20 protein-coding genes and 1 other RNA gene are annotated in these 19,187 nt (G+C 39.5%); 8 read left to right on the top strand and 13 right to left on the bottom strand.

The window, feature by feature from the left end; all coding sequences use genetic code 11:
- Window positions 1-12: 12 nt before the first annotated feature.
- The 9 genes from era to trmN form a co-directional block, all read right to left on the bottom strand.
- The gene (gene era / locus AACV01_RS13505) at window positions 13-921 is read right to left on the bottom strand and encodes a GTPase Era (RefSeq protein WP_004243892.1); all 909 of its coding nucleotides are present in this window, start codon (window positions 919-921) and stop codon (window positions 13-15) included.
- Window positions 918-1,598 carry a ribonuclease III gene (gene rnc / locus AACV01_RS13500; RefSeq protein ID WP_004248457.1) on the bottom strand — a complete coding sequence of 227 codons (681 nt, stop codon included), beginning with the start codon at window positions 1,596-1,598 and terminating at the stop codon, window positions 918-920. The genes era and rnc overlap by 4 nt, the downstream gene beginning before the upstream one ends.
- A 195-nt stretch (window positions 1,599-1,793) precedes the next feature.
- Window positions 1,794-2,765 carry a signal peptidase I gene (gene lepB, locus AACV01_RS13495; protein WP_004248458.1) on the bottom strand — a complete coding sequence of 324 codons (972 nt, stop codon included), beginning with the start codon at window positions 2,763-2,765 and terminating at the stop codon, window positions 1,794-1,796.
- Window positions 2,766-2,779: 14 nt separating this feature from the next.
- Complete coding sequence (gene lepA, locus AACV01_RS13490) at window positions 2,780-4,576, bottom strand: translation elongation factor 4 (protein ID WP_004243894.1); 1,797 nt, start codon at window positions 4,574-4,576, stop codon at window positions 2,780-2,782.
- A 321-nt stretch (window positions 4,577-4,897) separates the two neighbouring features.
- Window positions 4,898-5,362 (bottom strand): SoxR-reducing system protein RseC, encoded by a 465-nt coding sequence (gene rseC, locus AACV01_RS13485; RefSeq protein ID WP_161683101.1) that lies wholly within the window; start codon window positions 5,360-5,362, stop codon window positions 4,898-4,900.
- Window positions 5,363-5,374: 12 nt separating this feature from the next.
- Entirely contained in the window at window positions 5,375-6,346 is a 972-nt protein-coding gene (gene rseB / locus AACV01_RS13480) for a sigma-E factor regulatory protein RseB (protein WP_161683099.1), read from the bottom strand.
- Window positions 6,347-6,394: 48 nt separating this feature from the next.
- Window positions 6,395-7,018 carry an anti-sigma-E factor RseA gene (gene rseA / locus AACV01_RS13475; protein ID WP_012368140.1) on the bottom strand — a complete coding sequence of 208 codons (624 nt, stop codon included), beginning with the start codon at window positions 7,016-7,018 and terminating at the stop codon, window positions 6,395-6,397.
- A 37-nt stretch (window positions 7,019-7,055) separates the two neighbouring features.
- Window positions 7,056-7,634 (bottom strand): RNA polymerase sigma factor RpoE, encoded by a 579-nt coding sequence (gene rpoE, locus AACV01_RS13470; protein WP_004243899.1) that lies wholly within the window; start codon window positions 7,632-7,634, stop codon window positions 7,056-7,058.
- A 300-nt stretch (window positions 7,635-7,934) separates the two neighbouring features.
- A complete protein-coding gene (trmN, locus tag AACV01_RS13465; RefSeq protein ID WP_012368142.1) occupies window positions 7,935-8,693 on the bottom strand; it encodes a tRNA(1)(Val) (adenine(37)-N(6))-methyltransferase TrmN in 759 nt (252 codons plus the stop codon).
- 268 nt (window positions 8,694-8,961) lie between these two features.
- Here trmN and srmB point away from each other — a divergent pair, with 268 nt between their 5' ends.
- Window positions 8,962-10,317, top strand: coding sequence for an ATP-dependent RNA helicase SrmB (srmB, locus tag AACV01_RS13460; RefSeq protein WP_004243902.1), 1,356 nt, complete (start codon window positions 8,962-8,964; stop codon window positions 10,315-10,317).
- Between the two features lie 150 nt (window positions 10,318-10,467).
- Here srmB and grcA read toward each other — a convergent pair whose 3' ends face one another.
- Entirely contained in the window at window positions 10,468-10,851 is a 384-nt protein-coding gene (grcA, locus tag AACV01_RS13455) for an autonomous glycyl radical cofactor GrcA (RefSeq protein ID WP_004248459.1), read from the bottom strand.
- Window positions 10,852-11,185: 334 nt separating this feature from the next.
- Here grcA and ung point away from each other — a divergent pair, with 334 nt between their 5' ends.
- On the top strand, window positions 11,186-11,866 hold the full coding sequence (ung, locus tag AACV01_RS13450) for a uracil-DNA glycosylase (protein ID WP_012368143.1): 681 nt from the start codon (window positions 11,186-11,188) through the stop codon (window positions 11,864-11,866).
- Window positions 11,867-11,957: 91 nt separating this feature from the next.
- Here the strand turns inward: ung and grpE are convergent, their stop codons facing one another.
- Window positions 11,958-12,569: a nucleotide exchange factor GrpE gene (gene grpE, locus AACV01_RS13445; protein ID WP_004243909.1), complete on the bottom strand. Its 612-nt coding sequence runs from the start codon at window positions 12,567-12,569 to the stop codon at window positions 11,958-11,960.
- Between the two features lie 101 nt (window positions 12,570-12,670).
- Between grpE and nadK the strand changes: the two genes are divergently transcribed.
- The 3 genes from nadK to bamE all read left to right on the top strand — a co-directional run bounded on the left by nadK (window position 12,671) and on the right by bamE (window position 15,793).
- Window positions 12,671-13,570: an NAD(+) kinase gene (gene nadK / locus AACV01_RS13440; RefSeq protein WP_004243910.1), complete on the top strand. Its 900-nt coding sequence runs from the start codon at window positions 12,671-12,673 to the stop codon at window positions 13,568-13,570.
- Between the two features lie 85 nt (window positions 13,571-13,655).
- Entirely contained in the window at window positions 13,656-15,317 is a 1,662-nt protein-coding gene (gene recN, locus AACV01_RS13435; RefSeq protein WP_049211185.1) for a DNA repair protein RecN, read from the top strand.
- 113 nt (window positions 15,318-15,430) lie between these two features.
- Window positions 15,431-15,793, top strand: coding sequence for an outer membrane protein assembly factor BamE (gene bamE, locus AACV01_RS13430; RefSeq protein WP_004243912.1), 363 nt, complete (start codon window positions 15,431-15,433; stop codon window positions 15,791-15,793).
- Between the two features lie 132 nt (window positions 15,794-15,925).
- Here the strand turns inward: bamE and AACV01_RS13425 are convergent, their stop codons facing one another.
- Together AACV01_RS13425 and AACV01_RS13420 are read right to left on the bottom strand one after the other, a co-directional pair.
- On the bottom strand, window positions 15,926-16,219 hold the full coding sequence (locus tag AACV01_RS13425) for an RnfH family protein (RefSeq protein WP_004243913.1): 294 nt from the start codon (window positions 16,217-16,219) through the stop codon (window positions 15,926-15,928).
- Window positions 16,212-16,646, bottom strand: a complete 435-nt coding sequence (locus AACV01_RS13420) for a type II toxin-antitoxin system RatA family toxin (RefSeq protein ID WP_004243914.1) — start codon at window positions 16,644-16,646, stop codon at window positions 16,212-16,214. The genes AACV01_RS13425 and AACV01_RS13420 overlap by 8 nt, the downstream gene beginning before the upstream one ends.
- Window positions 16,647-16,802: 156 nt before the next feature.
- Here AACV01_RS13420 and smpB point away from each other — a divergent pair, with 156 nt between their 5' ends.
- The 3 genes from smpB to AACV01_RS13405 all read left to right on the top strand — a co-directional run bounded on the left by smpB (window position 16,803) and on the right by AACV01_RS13405 (window position 19,090).
- Window positions 16,803-17,285: an SsrA-binding protein SmpB gene (gene smpB / locus AACV01_RS13415; RefSeq protein ID WP_004243915.1), complete on the top strand. Its 483-nt coding sequence runs from the start codon at window positions 16,803-16,805 to the stop codon at window positions 17,283-17,285.
- A gap of 59 nt (window positions 17,286-17,344) precedes the next feature.
- Window positions 17,345-17,711, top strand: a transfer-messenger RNA (tmRNA) gene (ssrA, locus tag AACV01_RS13410).
- A 170-nt stretch (window positions 17,712-17,881) separates the two neighbouring features.
- Window positions 17,882-19,090 carry an integrase domain-containing protein gene (locus AACV01_RS13405; RefSeq protein WP_161683095.1) on the top strand — a complete coding sequence of 403 codons (1,209 nt, stop codon included), beginning with the start codon at window positions 17,882-17,884 and terminating at the stop codon, window positions 19,088-19,090.
- The last annotated feature ends 97 nt before the right edge of the window (window positions 19,091-19,187 follow it).

The raw sequence follows: 19,187 nt of genomic DNA, 5'->3' as shown, positions 1-19,187 counted from the left end.
TTCAGTAACCTACTATTTTAAATCGTCCACATAGCCAAGGCTACGTAAAGCACGTTCATCATCCGCCCAACCCGCTTTTACTTTCACCCAAAGTTCAAGATGAACTTTGTTTTCAAATAAATCTTCCATATCCATGCGGGCTTCCGTACCGATTTTTTTGATTTTAGCGCCTTTATTACCAATCACCATTTTCTTCTGGCCTTCACGTTCAACCAGAATCAAACCGTGAATATCATATCCACCGCGATCGTTAGTAACAAATTGTTCAATTTCAACCGTCACAGAATAAGGTAATTCTTCACCTAAAAAGCGCATCAATTTTTCACGAATAATTTCTGACGCCATAAAACGTTGAGAGCGATCAGTAATATAATCTTCTGGGAAATGATGAATGGCTTCAGGTAAACAGTTACGCACTATTTTAGCAATAGTATCGACATTCATGCCTTTTTCAGCACTAATCGGCACTACATCTAGAAAATCCATTTGTTGACTTAAAAAACCAATATGTGGCAGTAACTTGGTTTTATCTGTAACGTTATCAACTTTATTAATCGCTAATAGCACAGGACAACGTAGTGATTTTAATTTGTTTAATACCATTTCGTCATCAGGCGTCCAATTGGTTCCTTCGACAACGAAAATAACCAGTTCAACATCACCAATAGAGCTACTTGCTGCACGGTTCATTAAACGGTTAATGGCTCGCTTTTCTTCAATATGCAAGCCTGGGGTATCCACGTAAATAGCCTGATATGCACCATCAGTATCAATACCCATGATACGGTGACGGGTGGTTTGTGGCTTACGTGAAGTAATAGAAACTTTCTGCCCCAATAATTGGTTCAGTAATGTTGATTTCCCTACATTAGGGCGACCGACTATCGCAATAAATCCGCAATAGGTTTGTTCTTCGCTCATTCAAGCTCCAATTGTATTAATGCCTGTTCAGCAGCGGCTTGTTCAGCTTTACGACGGCTTGTACCCATCCCTTTAACAGGTTGGTCGATACCGCTTATCTGACAATGGATCGTAAACTCTTGGTCATGAGCTTCACCACGTACTTGTACAACAACATAAGAAGGTAGTGGTAAATGACGCCCTTGCAAATATTCTTGCAAGCGAGTTTTAGGATCTTTTTGCTTATCACCCGGACTGATTTCAGCCAAGCGATTCTCATACCATTTTAAGATGATATTTTCGATATTTTGAATATCACTATCAAGAAAAATAGCACCAATTAACGCTTCTACTGTGTCGGCCAAAATAGATTCGCGACGAAAACCACCGCTTTTTAATTCTCCCGGCCCTAACCGTAAACATTCACCGAGTTCAAATTCACGTGCTAGTTCAGCGAGGGTATTACCTCGCACTAAGGTTGCACGCATCCGGCTCATATCCCCTTCATCGACACGAGGGAAACGATGGTAAAGCGCATTAGCAATGACATAACTTAGAATTGAATCACCTAAAAATTCTAAGCGTTCATTATGTTTACTACTTGCACTACGGTGAGTAAGTGCCTGTAAAAGTAATTCGTTTTGTTTAAAAGTATAACCCAGTTTTTTTTGTAACTGGTTAACTAATAGAGTATTCATGTGCGATCAATTTCCATTACTTAATTTGAAGCACACGCAACAAACCTGTTTAAAAACAACGAGATATTATCGGGTTGAATAACAGAACTGTTGCGTTTGCACTGGCTCCTGTTTATACAGGAGCCAATCATGTTTAAAGAAGTGGCATATTCTACACTGAGATAGAAAGGAATGCTGTAGCTATTTTGTTAAAAATTACTTAATGCCACCAATACGGCTGAAACGAACACCTGTCGGCCATTCATTTTCTTGTTTCTCGAAGCTCATCCAAATCGTTGTCGCTTTACCGACTAAGTTTTGCTCAGGCACAAAACCCCAGAAACGACTATCTGAACTACCATCACGGTTATCACCCATCATAAAATACTGACCTTCAGGGACAATCCACGTACCTTGAGGTAATCCCGGTTGAATAAATTCAGGTACAGTAACATCTCCCGGAATAGTCATAATACGATGAGAGACATCACCAATCGTTTCAATTCTCTCTTCTTGGCGAAATTGCGTAGCTGTAGAAATTGGCTCTTCAATCGGAATCGATTTCATACCGCTAATACGTTGACCACCAGGTACACTTTGTAACAGTAATGTCCATTCACTAGGATACGCTGTACCATAGGTTACCGCTATTTCATCATCACATATTGCTTTATTACAATTTGGGTAAATGTGTAATTTCTTCGACGTCATGTCATACACAATTTTATCCCCCGGTAGACCAATCACCCGTTTAATAAAGTCAGTTGATGGATCACGTGGGTATTTAAATACCGCAATATCACCACGTTTAGGTTTACCCGTACTAATCAAGGTTGTTTGTGTAATAGGATCTTTTAATCCATAAGCAAATTTTTCAACCAAGATGAAATCACCGACTAATAAAGTCGGCATCATCGAACGAGATGGGATCTGAAACGGCTCATACACAAAGGAACGCAAAATCAATACAATCGCCAATACAGGAAACAGAGAGCCTAATGTCTCTGCCCAGCTTGGTTTATTAATCGATTTTGCTAACTCTTGCTGATCCTCACTTCCCTGCGTTAACTCTTGTAAACGTTTTAACTTCGCTTTACGGGCTGGCTTTAATTTAAAACGATCTATACACCAAAAAATACCCGTAATTAGCGTTGCCAACGTTAGGATCAAGGCAAACGTGCTAGCCATATTTTCTCCTTAAATTATTTATCTTTACCAACATGCAGTATGGCTAAAAACGCTTCTTGTGGTAACTCGACATTACCAATTTGCTTCATACGTTTTTTACCTTCTTTCTGTTTCTGCAACAGTTTTTTCTTACGGCTAACGTCACCACCATAACATTTAGCTAATACGTTTTTACGTAACTGTTTAACAGTTGAACGAGCAATAATATGATTGCCAATTGCAGCTTGGATCGCAATATCAAACTGTTGACGTGGAATGAATTCTTTCATTTTTTCCACCAACTCACGGCCACGATACGGTGCGTTATCATTATGGGTGATTAATGCAAGTGCATCGACTCTCTCACCATTAATTAAGACATCAACACGTACCATGTTGGAGCCTTGGAAACGCAGGAAGTTATAATCTAACGAAGCATAACCGCGAGAGGTTGATTTTAAACGGTCAAAGAAATCTAATACCACCTCAGCCATCGGAATTTCATAAGTTAATGAAACCTGATTACCATGATAGACCATATTAGTTTGAACGCCGCGTTTTTCGACACATAAAGTAATCACATTACCTAAGTATTCTTGCGGTAGTAACATATGACATTCCGCAATAGGCTCTCTGATCTCTTCAATATTGTTCAGTGCTGGTAGTTTGGATGGGCTATCAACCATGATGATATCACCATTGGTCATTTCCACTTCATAAACTACTGTTGGCGCTGTGGTGATCAGGTCAAGATCATATTCACGCTCTAAGCGCTCTTGGATAATCTCCATATGGAGAAGGCCTAAGAAACCACAACGGAAACCAAATCCTAATGCGGATGAACTTTCCGGCTCATAAAAGAGTGACGCATCATTTAAGCTTAATTTTCCTAATGCATCACGGAATGATTCATAATCGTCAGAACTGACCGGGAATAACCCCGCATAAACCTGTGGTTTGACTTTTTTAAAGCCCGGTAATGGTTTGTCTGCAGGCTTCTGTGCGGCTGTTAATGTATCCCCAACAGGGGCACCAAGAATATCTTTAATACCGCAAACTACCCAGCCTACTTCACCGCAACTTAGCGATGTTGTATCAACTTGTTTAGGCGTAAAAATACCAATACGGTCGATATTATAAACTTGCCCTGTACTCATCACTTTGATTTTATCGCCTTTGTTGACTTTACCGTTTTTGATCCGGATAAGTGAGACAACACCAAGGTAATTATCAAACCAAGAGTCAATAATAAGTGCTTGTAGAGGCGCGTCAGGATCGCCTTCTGGCGCAGGTATTTCTTTCACCAGACGTTCAATCACTTCTTTTACACCCACGCCGGTTTTAGCAGAACAACGCACTGCATCGGTCGCATCAATACCGACAATATCTTCAATCTCTTCAGCGACACGCTCAGGCTCTGCGGCAGGTAAATCAATTTTATTCAATACCGGAACGACAGTAAGATCCATATCTATCGCCGTATAACAGTTTGCTAATGTTTGGGCTTCAACCCCTTGCCCTGCATCGACAACCAGTAAAGCACCTTCACAAGCGGCAAGAGAGCGAGAAACTTCATAAGAGAAGTCAACGTGTCCTGGCGTATCGATAAAGTTAAGCTGATAAACTTCACCGTCATCAGCGGTATAATTGAGTGTTACGCTTTGTGCTTTGATGGTGATACCACGCTCACGCTCAAGATCCATAGAATCAAGAACCTGCGCAGCCATTTCACGATCTGTTAAGCCACCACAAATTTGAATAATTCGATCTGATAGCGTCGATTTACCGTGGTCAATATGTGCGATAATGGAAAAGTTACGTATGTTTTTCATTCTGAAATTATTTTTCTCTATTGCTTTGCTCTATAAATCTGGCTTTAGCGTCGTTCATGGACACAAAGCGAAAACTCTATATTGCAGGAGTTATGATTGATGACGCATTCTACACACTAGAGACATTATACTCAAAGAAACGTTCATCAAACACAAACATTTATGATAAAGCTTACCTTTATTTATGCATCGTAACTGCACTTTCACTAGATAGAAATTTGATTTTTATCTATCAATAAAAAAGATCAGAACCATAAAATAAGTTTAATAACAAAAAAATGGAGCCTATGCCCCATTTTTTATCATATTCATTCTTTATCATTATTCTTGATATTGTACTTGCAATTCATTAGGTGGAAGTCCTATTTGTAAAATAATAGGTTCAAATCCTTCATCTTTACTCCACCAGTGGGCAATATTTTTAGCTAATAAAAAGCCTAACACTCCCCCCACTAAACCACTACAAAAAATAGCCAACTCACTAGAAAGCCACAGGCTGGCTATCCCTGCAACGATAAATAATCCCAGCAAAGGAGTAAGATAAACCAACATAGCGGAGCGAAGTAAACTATTTTCTGGGATACCAACTTCCACTTTTTGCCCCACCACTAAAGGTTGCTCAACAGGAAGTTCTAACTGATGAACAGTTTCAGGACCTATTTTATTTAATAAATAAGAGCCACAAGCTGCTCGAGCTTGGCAACTCCCGCAACCGGACGATGAGCCATAACGTAGTAAAGCCCTCCCTTGTTGCCAATGTACGACTGTTGCCCACTCTTTAACCATAACTTATACCTTTTACTTTTTGGTAAACACCACACTGTTGACGATTTTCTGTGCTGTTATAAATGGCAATTGTCCAATAAAGGTAATTTCATTGCCATCTTTATCATAGGTATAAATTGTATTACGACCATATCTCAATGCCTTATCACGTTCGGGGGAATTTAATTGCTGACCACTTTTGTTAACATAAATAGAGAAATCGAATAAGCCGTCACTATATAAAATAGATTGACTAAATTCATTTTCAGCAATTTGATGATTGCTACGTTTTACCTCTTTAAATCCTTCTGGTAACGTTGTCACACGCCAATTGTAATTCAGTGCTTGAGTGGCTTTGGGGATCAACAATAGCGGGGGCATATTCACTTTATTGAGTGAATCTAACTCACTGATGATTTCTTTATTTTGATTAGCGGTGATCACCCGAAATTGTTCAATAACGTCATTATTTTTATCAAGCAGATCGACCCTTAATGGCAAATATCTCTCTTCATCAATAAATAAGACATATTCATAACGGTCATTATTTTTTGATAGCACACGAACAACACGACTTGGAATGTCACCGATATGCGTTCTTCCCGCATCAATAAAATTGTAATACTCAGCGAGTTCAGAAAAATTTTGATAAATGATTGCAGGGAGATAATCAACGATATGTTCATTACGCAAACTAAACGCATCTAAACCTGGTTCAAAATAACTGATTTCATTCCCTCGTTGCACGATTTCTCGACGAGTGCTATCCATCTGCATTAATTGTGCTACAGGTTTACCATCGACAAGTGCATGACGATAACGAATAGGAACAATACCTTGAGAATTGATATTAATAAAAGATAATTCGTAAGTAGCGGTTTGCGTTGTATCACCCATCTTTTGCAACAAAGCCTCGGCATTTCCTATTTGAGGTTGTGCCAAGGCTTGTGTTGGTATTGATAGGTAACCCGCTAAAAGTAAAGCGGATAACCATGATTTTTTCATTACGACTCTATTGTTCCTACACGTAATTATAAATTGATACCACAATGATTACTGAGCCTGTTGCTGAGTTGTGTTTTGCGATGCTACAGGCACTTCATCTTGTGGTGCATTGTAGATACGGCGATCTAACTCATACTGTTGCAACATAAGTCCAAGGCGTTGATTACGCTCTTGTAGACGTGTTTGTTGATTTTGGCCTAAATTATCACTTTGTAAATTTAAGCTGACTGGTGCCCCATTCCCCATAATAGGTTGAGTATTAAACACCGGCGTATCAACTTGGAAATCCTCAGCGCTATTGTTGCCATTATATTGCTGAACACCCACAATGACAGCTAATGACACACAGGCAGCAACACCAATTTGTGTTAACTGGCTAGCCCAAGGACGTAATTTTTGTAAGAAAGAGTGCTGACGCCATTGAGAAGGCGCAGGTTGCTGCTCTTGCTGTTGTTCAGGACTTATGCGGACTGGCTCATTTTCTAAAGCGAGTGCTACGCGACTTGCGATATCAAAGTGGATAACCTCTCCTACATCACCACGCATTGCATCACGAACTAAGTGGTAACGTTGCCATGTTTCTTTCATAGATTCATCACGGGCAATCGATCCCATTAATTCTTTATCAAGAACTTCGCCATCCATAAATGCAGAAAGTTTCTCTTTTTGCATGTAAAAGTACCCTTCAGTGAATGAGGGTTCAGCCATCTTATAACTCTTGTATTAATGGTTGAACCTTATTATCAATAGCTTCTCGCGCCCTAAAAATACGTGAACGAACTGTACCTACAGGGCAATCCATAATAACGGCTATCTCTTCATAGCTTAAGCCGTCAAGTTCCCGAAGTGTAATAGCAACCCTTAAATCTTCGGGTAACGACTCTATGGTTTGAAAAACTACTCTCCGTAACTCTTCAGACAACATTAAATTCTCAGGGTTCGAAATTTCTTTTAATGCGTTTGATGTTTCAAAATTTTCAACATCACTCGCATCTAAGTCATTTGAAGGCGGACGCCGCCCTTGTGCTACCAGATAATTTTTAGCTGTATTCACAGCGATGCGATAAAGCCACGTATAAAATGCGCTATCACCACGGAATGATCCAATAGCTCGATAGGCTTTTATAAAGGCTTCTTGTGCAACATCTGGCACATCACCCTGAGGTACATAACGGGAAATCAGACTTGCTACCTTGTGCTGATAGCGGATAACTAGCAAGTTAAACGCTTTCTGGTCACCCAGTTGTACCTTCTCGACCAACATTTGGTCCGTTAACTGCTCGCTCATTAGAGATGGACTCTCCCGAAGTCAAGCCTCAAACTATTTTTCAATGACTCCGTCATATTACTCTCGTTATTCCTTCTCGTTTTTATGAGCTACTTACGTTAGAGCATTAAAATAGAATGAAGTTCAATTCAATTATAATAATAAGAGATGAATCACAAAAAACTGTCGTTGTAATCACCAACCAATCTGCAATTTGCCAAGAAAAAAGCGATAACACAATGTGATAATTTAAATATATACCTTTATTTACAACAATATATACAATCTTAAACAATGTAATATTAACGGCAACATTAGTCTTTAATAATATAAATAAAAATCTGTGACCCAAGATTGGAACTGGGTTGTGTAATGACCGTCATTATTGCGGATAATCAGCTCTTCAATATTACATGGTTTAGTTTCGCCTTGATACTGTCTTTGAAAGGCTAGCAATATGCGATGGTAAGGCTTATCTGCACTATCTTTAATATTAACTCGCTGTACGACATTCCACCCTTTTCTTTGTGAGATTTCAATAAACTGTTCACCGATTAAATAGGGTAACACCACACAAAATAGGCCTTCATCTGTAATAAGTTGTTGTGCACTGTCAAGCAAACCTTCATGGGTCAATGTTTTCGTATAACGGGCTTGCTCGCGCTCTTGGTTACGGCATGCAACCGCTGGCTCAAAATAGGGTGGATTACTCACAATAAGATCATAGCGAGTTGGCGCTTGTTGCGCATATTGATAAATATCATGATGATAAATATGGATTAACGAACTCCACTGTGATTGTTGCGCATTTTCACTCGCCTGTAATGCGGCATCTTCATCAAGTTCAATACCATCAATACGCTCAACCTGCGGGGCACGTTGCGCTAACATCAAGGCAATTAATCCACTTCCCGTACCAATATCAAGCACCGTTTTTGCTTTAGTGATAGGCGCCCAAGCACCTAATAAAACGCCATCAGTACCCACTTTCATTTCACACTTATCATGAGCGACAAAAAATTGTTTAAATGTAAACCCGCCTTTGCGTAAACCTGCTTTCTTTACTTTCTTTTGCTTCATTGAATCGCTCTAATGATTTGTATAACTCTTTCTATTCTTAGAATGAACGCAATCCATATAATAGAAAAAGCGATATATGGTAAGATAACTTTTTTGCTACCTCTATCTTAACATTAAACGCTTTATATTCGATGCTTGCTTATTGACTTTAAGCCTAAAAAACAACACATAGCTGAAACAATCGATGATATATAATGTGATAGCGGTAAATCCTCTGGCTTTTAACAGAGGATAATGTCAAAATCCGCGCCCTAAATAGAGGTATACAATGACAGCCACGACATTTTCCAGTCTTGAACTTGATGAAAGTTTATTGACCGCATTAGAAGAAAAAGGATATCAACGTCCTACTGCTATCCAAGCAGAAGCTATCCCTGCCGCAATGGAAGGACGTGATATATTAGGCTCTGCACCAACGGGTACAGGGAAAACAGCGGCATTCTTACTTCCTGCTATTCAACATTTACTTGATTATCCACGAAAAAAATCAGGGCCACCTCGTGTTCTGATCTTAACCCCTACCCGTGAACTTGCTATGCAAGTCGCTGATCAAGCAAAAGAATTATGCGCTCATACCCATCTAGACATCGCCACTATCACCGGCGGTGTTGCTTATATGAATCACGCAGAAGTTTTTAGTGAGAACCAAGATATTGTTGTTGCTACAACAGGTCGCTTATTGCAGTACATCAAAGAAGAGAACTTTGACTGTCGTGCTGTTGAAATGCTGATCCTCGATGAAGCTGATCGTATGTTAGATATGGGTTTTGCTAACGATATTGAAACTATTGCTGGGGAAACTCGTTGGCGTAAACAAACATTACTCTTTTCAGCCACATTAGAAGGCAATGCTGTGATTGATTTTGCACAGCGAATTCTTAATGAACCGGTTGAACTGAACGCTGACCCTTCTCGTCGTGAGCGTAAAAAAATTCAACAATTTTACTATCATGCAGATAATCTTGACCATAAAACTGCCTTACTTGCACATTTACTCAAACAAGAAGAAGTTAAAAAATCGATTGTTTTTGTACGTAAAAGAGAGCGAGTCAGAGAGTTAGCCGCAGCATTAGAAAAACAAGGTATCAAAGCCAGCTACCTTGAAGGCGAAATGGCTCAAACACAACGTAACGAAGCGATTAAACGTGTAGAGTCTGGCAAAATGCATGTGCTGATTGCGACAGATGTGGCGTCTCGAGGTCTTGATTTAGAAGATATTACCCACGTCTTTAACTTTGACTTACCGCGCACAGCTGATGTTTATTTGCACCGTATTGGCCGTACAGGTCGAGCGGGTCGTAAAGGGACTGCCATTTCATTAGTTGAAGCACACGATTATCCGCTACTTGGTAAAATTAGCCGTTATATCCAAGAGCCGATTAAATATCGTGTTGTAGCCCAATTACGTCCAGTGACTAAAGCCCCTAGTCAAAAAGCATCATTTAAGCCTTCTAAAAAAGTATTAGCAAAACGCAAAGCGAAAAAAGTAGAAGAGAAAAAAAACGTAAAAGAGAAAGTACGCGCACGCGATCGTAAAAATATTGGTAAACGCCGTAAAACCGCTACTGATAAAACCACCATCACTGCGGAAAAAACTAATCATATAAAAACAGAGCAACAATAATCTGTCTTCTTTACGTTACTTTGAACCATAATAAAAAACCGTCGTTATTAAATAACGGCGGTTTTTTATATTATCTTCTTTATTGATAAACAAAAAAACCTGATATAAACATACCAGGTTCTATCATTACTTAATGATTTTTAGTGAAAATTACAGGCTTTCAGTGAAAGTACGAGTAATTACATCACGTTGTTGTTCTGGTGTCAGTGAGTTAAAACGCACTGCATAGCCGGATACACGAATAGTCAATTGAGGATATTTCTCAGGATTGTTAACGGCATCTTCTAATGTCTCACGGCTTAATACGTTAACGTTTAGGTGTTGACCACCTTCTACACGTACTACCGGTTTAGATTCTACCGGTACTTCACGGTACTCGATGTTGCCTAATGCATCACGGCTAACAACTTGGCCTTCTTCAAAGCCTTTTTTCGCACAAATGCAACGTGCTTCGCCGTTTTCATCATCTAACAACCAAAAAGAATGTAATAAATCGTCGTTATCAGCTTTAGTAATTTGGATACCAGTAATCATTTCGATCTCCAATGTGGGCACAAAATCAAATTCTAATGGCATATCAGAATTTGGGTATTTGGTCTAACCAATGTTTCTGTTTACTTATATACCAGTATAAATGGCGTCATTCTTTGATAAATATCAATAAAATTGATAAGGACATAACGGGTGATGGTGCAAAGTCTTGTTTTAAATCAATAATCACAACCCATGCAATTGCAATTTTTTTTGTAAATTTTCAAAAAAAATTTTAAATAACAATTAATTCGATTTTTTCGAGACGGAACATTTTCTTTCCATGGGTGAAATCGGTAAGCTTAGCCCCATAAGATATCAACAAGGATTTTATGTTATGACTACACCATTAACTTGGCATGATGTAATAGGTGCTGAAAAAGAAAAACCCTATTTTCAGCAAATTTTGTCTCAAGTCGCACAACAAAGACAAGCAGGCAAAATAATTTATCCTCCGCAAGAAGATGTATTTAACGCTTTTCGCTTCACTCCCTTTGAAAATGTTAATGTTGTGATTTTAGGTCAAGATCCTTACCACGGCCCCAATCAAGCCCATGGGCTTTCCTTTTCTGTACGTCCCGGCGTTCCAGCTCCCCCTTCATTAGTTAATATGTATAAAGAGCTTGAACAAGAATACCCTGACTTCAAACGACCTAATCATGGTTATCTTGAGAGTTGGGCTCAACAAGGGGTATTACTACTTAATACCGTTCTTACAGTAGAGAAAGGCCAAGCTCACTCTCATGCTAACTATGGTTGGGAAGTTTTTACTGACGCGGTTATCGAACAAATTAATCAACGTCGTGAAGGCGTTATTTTCCTACTTTGGGGCGCTCATGCTCAGAAAAAAGGTCGTTTTATTGATACTAATAAACACTTTATCTTAAAAGCCCCTCACCCTTCACCACTCTCTGCACATCGTGGTTTTTTAGGCTGTGGTCATTTTAAACAAACCAATAATCTATTAGCGCAACAAGGACGCACGCCCATTAATTGGCAGCTTGATCCTATTGAATAAGCTAGTGATAAAAACACAAAACCGCACAAAAGTGCGGTTTACTTATCCTACGCCCTGACTTATTGGCGTATTGATATAAGAATTATGGCTCTTATTTCGATACCACTACCATTGCTGGACGTAATAGACGACCATTTAAGGTATAGCCTTTTTGCATCACATCAACGACATGGTTTGCTTCATGCTCAGGGCTATCAATTAATGTCATCGCTTGGTGTACTTCAGGATTGAAGGCGACATTTTTTTCTTCAACGACTTCAATACCAAACTTACGCACCGCATCTAAGAATGATTTCAGGGTTAACTCTAAACCTTCAATCATCGGTTTCATTTGTTCATTTTCATGATCAGCGGCAGATAAAGCACGCTCTAAATTATCCAATACAGGTAGTAGCTCATTAGAAAATTTCTCAAGCGCAAATTTATGTGCTTTTTCAACATCCTGTTGAGTACGACGGCGAATATTCTCAATTTCGGCTTGAGCACGGATCATCGCTTCACGTTCCGTTTTTTGTGATTGCTGCAACTGTTTTTCCAGCTCATCAACGCGTGCAAGCGCTTGAACTAACTCAGCTTGTGCATCAAACTCCGCCTGAGCGTCTTCGCTTTTCACTTGCTCTTGAGATTCATTCATTACCGATTCCATTCCTTCTTTTTCTTTTGAGACTTGCTCTTCATGTACGTTTTGTTCTTTACTACTCATGAATATCTCCGCGTAGTTTTAGTATTCATCTTCATATTTAGTTTATTATGGGGATCAATAAACGGGTTTCAAGGAATAGGCGCTAAACGAGGGTAAAAAAAATGCCAGATAATACCGTAACGGAAGAAAAACAATTTAAATGCATTGGCATCGTCGGTCATCCCCGCCATCCTGAAGCACTTTCGACACATGAAATGCTCTATTATTGGCTCCTTGATAAAGGATATGACGTCATTATCGATACCCAAGTTGCTGAAGAATTAAAACTCACCGATGCACAAACGGGCGATTTAACACAAGTCGGCAAACTCGCTGATCTAGTTATTGTTGTCGGGGGTGATGGCAATATGTTAGGCGCCGCCCGTGTTTTATCGCGCTATAATATCAAAGTGATTGGTGTAAACCGCGGTAACTTAGGTTTTCTGACCGATCTTGATCCTGATAACGCATTACAACAATTAACTAATGTATTAGCAGGCCATTATCGTGAAGAAAAACGCTTCTTACTTGAAGCTCGTGTCTGTGCTGAAGGACAAAGAACACGGATTGGCACCGCCATTAATGAAGTCGTGCTTCACCCCGGCAAAGTGGCGCATATGATTGAGTTTGAAGTCTATATTGATGATCGTTTTGCATTTTCACAACGTTCTGATGGTCTAATTATTACCACACCAACCGGATCGACGGCGTATTCACTCTCTGCAGGTGGCCCTATTCTTACACCTAATCTTGATGCGATTGCGCTGGTTCCGATGTTTCCCCATACGCTCTCTTCACGCCCTTTAGTCATTAGTAGCGACAGTCAAATTCGCTTAAAATTCTCACAAACCAATATTGATTATGAAGTCAGTTGTGATAGTCAGCTTGTATTACCTATCAAAGAAGGGGATGAGGTAATCATTAAGCGGAGTCGACAAAAACTTAACTTAGTCCACCCAACTGACTACAACTATTTTAATACACTCAGCTCAAAATTAGGTTGGTCAAAAAAAATGTTCTGATTTTTGTGCCTCGCTACTTTACTGTATAAAAAACCAGTTTATACTGTATGTAATTACAGATATGTTTTTATACAGGAGAGGCACTATGCTGACTCAATTAACTATTAGTCATTTTGCCATAGTCCGTGAACTTGAAATCGACTTTTCTGGTGGCATGACCACAATTACCGGTGAAACGGGCGCAGGTAAATCTATTGCGATTGACGCATTAGGCTTGTGTTTAGGAAACCGTGGTGATGCTAATATGGTTCGCCCTGGTGCCACTAGAGCGGATTTATGCGCACGATTTTCACTCTCTGATACCCCTTCCGCCCAGCGTTGGTTAGAAGAACATCATCTTGACGATCATAACGAATGCCTATTAAGAAGAACCATTGCAGCAGATGGCCGCTCTCGTGGTTTTATTAATGGTACTTCTGTCCCTTTGTCTCAACTAAGAGAGCTTGGCTCATTGCTGATCCAAATTCATGGGCAACATGCTCATCAACAACTATTAGAGCCTCGCTACCAAAAACATTTACTTGATATCTATGCTAATGAACCTGCTTTATTAAAAAAGATGAAAGCGGCTTATCAAACCTGGCATCAGAGTTGCCAAACCTTAGCGACTTTTCAACAACAATCTTTAGAAAGAGAAGCAAGGCAACAACTGATTGATTATCACTTAAAAGAGCTTAACGAGTTCCAACCTGTTGCGGGGGAATACCCTGAATTAGATCAAGAATATAAAAGGTTATCTAATTGTGGTCAATTTCTGACCTTGAGCCAAAATAGTTTGCAGATCTTAAGTGATAACGAAGAACAAAATATTTTAAGTATGCTGAATGTGGCCAAACATGAAATCAGCGAACTTTCCACAATGGAGAGCCAATTTAATTCACTGTTAGATATGCTGGAAGAAGCAAGTATTCAAATTAGCGAAGTGAGTGATGAACTACGCCACTACAGTGATCGTTTAGAAATGGATCCTAACCGTTTATTCGAACTAGAAAAACGTATTTCGAAATATATTAGTCTATCTCGTAAACATCGCGTCACCCCTGAAGAGCTATATGAACTGCATCAACAACTAATTGAAGAAAAAGAGGCACTATTACGCCAAAATGATGACTGTGATGCATTAATGGAACAAGTTAAAATTGATCATGCAGCTGCATTGAACGTAGCAAAACAACTTCATCAAATTCGTCAACAGTATGCACACGAATTAAGCCAGTTGATTACTAATAGCATGCATCAATTATCAATGCCTCATGGCTATCTTACTGTAGATACATTGTTTGATGAAAATGTCTTACAAATTGATGGTGCGACAAAAGTTGAGTTCAATGTCACCACCAACCCGGGGCAACCTCATCAAGCACTCTCTAAAGTTGCGTCTGGCGGTGAGCTATCACGTATCGCTCTTGCTATCCAAGTGATCACCGCAAAAAAAATGGATACACCCGCGCTGATTTTTGATGAAGTGGATGTTGGTATTAGTGGACCAACAGCAGCTATTGTTGGTAAGTTATTACGTGAATTAGGCGAATCGACACAAGTTATGTGTGTTACTCACCTACCGCAAGTAGCAGGTTGTGGTCATCAACACTATTTTGTTAATAAAGAGACTAATGGTGAAGAGACAGAAACCACCATGAAGCTGTTAACTAAAAAAGAGCGTTTACAGGAGTTAGCCCGCTTATTAGCAGGAAGTGAAGTGACTAAAAACACCCTTGCTAACGCAAAAGATCTGCTGGCAGCCTAACGATTAACAAACTTTTATCGATATTTAGGGTCTTAGGCAGAGTGTGAAAGGTTTTCAATTGCTGCATTGTCGATTATCATCGTCACTATGACCCTAAAAGGAATGTAATAGCCATGCGTTTTAAACTGTTAAAAGTTGCCGCCTTATCTTTAGTCGTAATGACTTCAGGTTGCTCGATGTTCGAAAGACTGGTTTATCACCCAGATATCAATCAGGGTAATTATTTAACACCAGCCGAAGTCGCCAAAGTTCAACAAGGAATGACACAGCAGCAAGTTCAATTTGCCCTCGGAACACCTATGCTGAAAGATCCTTTCGGAACTCAAACTTGGTATTATGTTTTCCGTGAACAGCCAGGCCATCAAAAAGTGCGTCAAGAAACTCTGACACTGACATTTGATAATAATGGCATACTGACTAAGATTGACAAACAAGGTGATATGCCGAGTTTTTCTAATCAAACCAGTAAAGACTAATCTCACTATACGATTGGCAAAAACGAAATTGCACCCCATTTGTAATTCAACAATGGGGTGTGTTTTATGACCAACATATCGGCGCAATCAATGAGATACAATGATTTGATTATGACGTAGTGAAAATGTTAACTATTCAGTTTTCTGGCGTGCTTTTTCAGCGCGTTTACGGCGCATCTCTTTAGGATCAGCGATTAACGGTCGATAGATTTCAACGCGATCGCCATCACGCACATTATCACTCAATTTTGCTGGCCGACTATAGATACCCACTTTATTTTTAGTTAAATCGATATCATTACAAATCGTTAAAATATTTGAGGCAATAATTGCTTGTTCAACAGTATCCCCCAGTGTTAACTCCACAGGGATAACATATTGTTTATCTGGTAACGCGTAGGCTACCTCAACCCATATTTTAGTCACGATAAATCTCTTTCGCTCTTTGAGTAAACGCCTGCACCATATTATTTGTTAAGTCTTTAAAAATACGGCCAAAAGCTAACTCAATTAATTTATTGGTGAACTCAAAGTCTAGCTGAAACTCAACCTTACATGCATTATCATCTAATGCGGTAAATACCCAGCCTCCGGTTAGTTTACGAAAAGGGCCATCCACAAGACGCATATCAACACGTTCATTGGTTTTTAAAAAATTATGGGTAGTAAATGTTTTACTGATCCCTGCTTTAGAAACCTGAACAGATGCAATCATTTCTTCTGGAGTGCTTTTGATCAGTTTACTTCCAACGCATCCTGGTAGAAAATCAGGATAAGTAAGAACATCATTCACTAGTTTAAACATTTGCTCTGCACTAAAAGGAACTAGAGCAGATCGACTAATCTGAGGCATAGTTATTCCTGTACGACAACACTGTGTGCGATCATATCATTGAACAGTGATTAAATAAAAATCTAATGGAATATAGCTTAAGTTTTACGCAATTGAAAAGAAAACAGACGCTTAAATGATTTCTTTCTATTGCTCATACAGTATAATGTGGAAATTATGACAAAGAAAAAATCACACAAACCCGGCTCTGCCACTATTGCACTCAATAAACGTGCTCGCCATGAATATTTCATTGAAGATGAAATCGAAGCGGGACTGTCGTTACAGGGCTGGGAAGTTAAATCACTGCGTGCGGGTAAAGCCAATATCAGTGATAGCTATGTAATCATGCGTGATGGTGAGGCGTACCTGTTTGGTGCCACCATTACACCGTTAAACGTTGCCTCTACTCATGTTGTTTGTGATCCGACACGTACGCGTAAGCTGTTATTAAAACAACGTGAATTAGCTAATCTCTATGGCCAAATAAACCGTGATGGTTACACCGTGGTTGCCCTTTCCTTATATTGGAAAAATGCATGGTGTAAAATCAAAATTGGCGTAGCTAAAGGTAAAAAAGATCACGATAAGCGTGACACCATAAAAGATCGTGAGTGGAAATTAGACAAAGCACGGATCATGAAAAATGCTAACCGCTAAATTGCGTTAACTACTAGCAATAGCAGGTATTTTTCTGATATACTCACTTTCAACAACTTGGGGCTGATTCTGGATTCGACGGGATTTGCGAAACCCAAGGTGCATGCCGAGGGGCGGTTGGCCTCGTAAAAAGCCGCAAAAAGATAGTCGCAAACGACAATCAATATAAAGCACTAGCAGCTTAATAACCTGCCTAGAGCCTTCTCTCCCTAGCTTCCGCTCTTAAGACGGGGATAAAGAGGAGTCAAACCCAAAAGAGATCGCGTGGATGCCTAGCTTGGGGTTGAAGCGTTAAATTTAATCAAGCTAGCTTATTTGTGGCGTGTCTGTCCGCAGCAAGTAAGTGAATTTAAAGACTAGACTAAGCATGTAGTGCCGCGGATGTAGAAATTTCGGACGGGGGTTCAAATCCCCCCAGCTCCACCAAATACAGTATCATTGATGTTCAGTGATGATTAAAAAAGCCTTCAATTTCATAGTTGAAGGCTTTTTTTATATGTATTAATGGTCAGTTATGCTCAGTGACAAGCAAAATTTTTAGTTATATCATTAGTTATATCCCTTATGTATAACTAAAAGGCGTATAACTATATGGCATGGCGCGTACAACAGTTCCACTCAGTGATACCAAGCTTAAATCAGCAAAACCCAAAGATAAAGATTATACGCTGCAAGATGGAAATGGCTTATATCTGCTAATCAAAACAACTGGCTCAAAAATATGGCGCTTTAACTACTACCGCCCTATACCCAAAAAACGAGCACTTATTAGCTTTGGTAGCTATCCTACAGTTAGCCTTTTAGATGCTCGGCTTAAACGTGAAAACGCACGAGAACTTCTAGCTAAAAATATAGGCCCACAAGAATACAAAAAAGCTGAAGAACAACGCCTATTTGAAGAGAAAAATAATACTTTTGAAAAAATAGCTCAGCAGTGGTTCGAAATCAAAAGTAAATCTAGCTTGCAAGAATCAACCTTGAAAGACATTTGGCGTTCTCTTGAGTTACATGTCATCCCTCATGTTGGAGATATAGCAATAGCTGATTTAAAAGCCCGCCACTTTATTAACGCATTAGAACCTTTAAAAGCACAAGGCAAGCTAGAATCAGTTAAACGAGTAGCGCAACGCATTAATGAAGTGATGTTTTATGCTGTGAATGTGGGTTATCTTGATGCTAATCCTGCTGCAAAAATTACCGCTGCTTTTGAAAATCCAGTTGTAAAAAACTTACCTGCATTAAAACCTGATCAGCTTCCTGAATTGATGGCTGCAATCCAAGGAGTCAACATTGAGCGACAAACTTATTGTTTACTGCAATGGCAATTATTAACTATGACTCGCCCAGCCGAAGCAGCAGAAGCTGCATGGTGTGAGATCGATCTTGATAATAAGCTTTGGACTATCCCACCAGCAAGAATGGAGATGAAAAGAGAACATATCATTCCTCTCTCTCCTCAAGCATTGGCAATATTAGAAACTATGAAACCTATAAGCAGTCATAGGGAACACATTTTTCCTAGTATGAAATCACCACACACTAAACCAATGAATAGCCAAACAGTTAATGCGGCTATCAAGCGTGTTGGCTTTGCAGGTCGCCTTGTAGCACACGGATTCCGTTCAATTGCATCAACAGCATTAAATGAACATGGATTTCAACCTGATGTGATTGAAGCAGCTTTAGCCCATATCGATAGTAATGAGGTGCGACGCGCATATAACCGAGCTATTTATCTTGAACAAAGGCGCGAAATGATGGACTGGTGGGGAGAGTTTGTTAATAACGCAATCAATAAACATTAGTGTACAATTAAATTTAATTGTCTGTTTTGTGTCAGAAACGGAAGTGACCTGCACCACATTGAGTCACCACTGGAGGCTGACCAGTTGATATAATCCC

It is taken from the genome of Proteus sp. G2609, assembly GCF_963896135.1.
GTDB classification, from domain to species: Bacteria; Pseudomonadota; Gammaproteobacteria; order Enterobacterales; family Enterobacteriaceae; genus Proteus; species Proteus mirabilis.
This window is presented reverse-complemented; position numbering and strand designations above follow the sequence as displayed.

Excerpts from the sequence above, each read along its gene's own strand:
- nadK (WP_004243910.1), top strand. The coding sequence starts at position 12,671 with ATGCCAGATAATACCGTAACGGAAGAAAAACAATTTAAATGCATTGGC.
- AACV01_RS13420 (WP_004243914.1), bottom strand. The coding sequence starts at position 16,646 with ATGCCTCAGATTAGTCGATCTGCTCTAGTTCCTTTTAGTGCAGAGCAA.
- rseB (WP_161683099.1), bottom strand. The coding sequence starts at position 6,346 with ATGAAAAAATCATGGTTATCCGCTTTACTTTTAGCGGGTTACCTATCA.
- trmN (WP_012368142.1), bottom strand. The coding sequence starts at position 8,693 with ATGAAGCAAAAGAAAGTAAAGAAAGCAGGTTTACGCAAAGGCGGGTTT.
- rpoE (WP_004243899.1), bottom strand. The coding sequence starts at position 7,634 with ATGAGCGAGCAGTTAACGGACCAAATGTTGGTCGAGAAGGTACAACTG.
- AACV01_RS13405 (WP_161683095.1), top strand. The coding sequence starts at position 17,882 with ATGGCGCGTACAACAGTTCCACTCAGTGATACCAAGCTTAAATCAGCA.
- grcA (WP_004248459.1), bottom strand. The coding sequence starts at position 10,851 with ATGATTACTGGTATCCAAATTACTAAAGCTGATAACGACGATTTATTA.
- rnc (WP_004248457.1), bottom strand. The coding sequence starts at position 1,598 with ATGAATACTCTATTAGTTAACCAGTTACAAAAAAAACTGGGTTATACT.
- ung (WP_012368143.1), top strand. The coding sequence starts at position 11,186 with ATGACTACACCATTAACTTGGCATGATGTAATAGGTGCTGAAAAAGAA.
- grpE (WP_004243909.1), bottom strand. The coding sequence starts at position 12,569 with ATGAGTAGTAAAGAACAAAACGTACATGAAGAGCAAGTCTCAAAAGAA.
- bamE (WP_004243912.1), top strand. The coding sequence starts at position 15,431 with ATGCGTTTTAAACTGTTAAAAGTTGCCGCCTTATCTTTAGTCGTAATG.
- lepB (WP_004248458.1), bottom strand. The coding sequence starts at position 2,765 with ATGGCTAGCACGTTTGCCTTGATCCTAACGTTGGCAACGCTAATTACG.
- recN (WP_049211185.1), top strand. The coding sequence starts at position 13,656 with ATGCTGACTCAATTAACTATTAGTCATTTTGCCATAGTCCGTGAACTT.
- srmB (WP_004243902.1), top strand. The coding sequence starts at position 8,962 with ATGACAGCCACGACATTTTCCAGTCTTGAACTTGATGAAAGTTTATTG.
- smpB (WP_004243915.1), top strand. The coding sequence starts at position 16,803 with ATGACAAAGAAAAAATCACACAAACCCGGCTCTGCCACTATTGCACTC.
- lepA (WP_004243894.1), bottom strand. The coding sequence starts at position 4,576 with ATGAAAAACATACGTAACTTTTCCATTATCGCACATATTGACCACGGT.
- era (WP_004243892.1), bottom strand. The coding sequence starts at position 921 with ATGAGCGAAGAACAAACCTATTGCGGATTTATTGCGATAGTCGGTCGC.
- rseA (WP_012368140.1), bottom strand. The coding sequence starts at position 7,018 with ATGCAAAAAGAGAAACTTTCTGCATTTATGGATGGCGAAGTTCTTGAT.
- rseC (WP_161683101.1), bottom strand. The coding sequence starts at position 5,362 with ATGGTTAAAGAGTGGGCAACAGTCGTACATTGGCAACAAGGGAGGGCT.